The 764-nt window shown below is 31.2% G+C and carries 2 protein-coding genes; both read left to right on the forward strand.

Going from position 1 to position 764, the window contains the following annotated elements:
• Positions 1 to 237: 237 nt before the first annotated feature.
• The gene (locus RCF13_RS16110) at positions 238 to 567 is read left to right on the forward strand and encodes a hypothetical protein (protein WP_016716400.1); all 330 of its coding nucleotides are present in this window, start codon (positions 238 to 240) and stop codon (positions 565 to 567) included.
• Positions 567 to 764: hypothetical protein (locus RCF13_RS16115; RefSeq protein ID WP_308141338.1), on the forward strand; the 198-nt coding region annotated here is incomplete at its 3' end. The genes RCF13_RS16110 and RCF13_RS16115, both read left to right, overlap by 1 nt.

Consider the following 764-nt stretch of genomic DNA (forward strand, 5'->3'; position numbering starts at 1 on the left):
AGAATGTATACAGTTACTTCTTACTTTATTTTTCTCGGCTTCATCACATCCACAAGAACAATATCCTCATTAATTTTAAAATGTTTTTTACTCGATACGATCATTCGGTAACACTCGATAAAAATCACTCGAGCAATTACACCTTAACTAAATTTTAAAACGTAAGAATTACACACGATTCCAAAGTATTAATGGTTTATGAAATCACAATATGGTAATTCGAAAGGAATGTTAATTATGGTTAAAAAGATTTTTCACACAACTGATATGTCGCTAACTGCTGCATTATCAACGATTAAAGGAGCATCAATTGGTCATGTAACTGTAACTCAAAAGGAAGATGACGGCCATCTTGTTACGTTTGAAATTGTATATGAAGAAGGTTTACAACCTGCAATCGACAACATGATTGAACTTTATAAAGCAAACACATTGCAGCTAAACGTTAGATCACTAAGTTCTCAATTAGCTTATTGTCGTTACTTATTTAACCTTAAAACAAGACAATACAACAAATTAAATACGGTTAAAAACGTACAAAAAGATGAAAGTGAGGTGAAGAATTGATGACTCAATCTCGATTAGTACATTTAGTTGATCAACAAACTGGTGAAGTATTAGGTGAGGATATTATCAATCCCCAATCACAAGTAATATCTGAAAATCAGAGACAGGCATATAAGAACAAATTAGAAAAAGAAAGAGATAACCGTCATTTCAGTTTTGCGAATATGGAGAATATTAAAGAAGTGATTTCTAAATTA

This window comes from Stenotrophomonas maltophilia group sp. RNC7 (assembly GCF_030910085.1).
Classification (GTDB): domain Bacteria; phylum Pseudomonadota; class Gammaproteobacteria; order Xanthomonadales; family Xanthomonadaceae; genus Stenotrophomonas; species Stenotrophomonas sepilia.

What these genes read in the sequence shown, in the direction of transcription:
- RCF13_RS16110 (WP_016716400.1), top strand. Translation starts at nt 238, where the DNA reads ATGGTTAAAAAGATTTTTCACACAACTGATATGTCGCTAACTGCTGCA.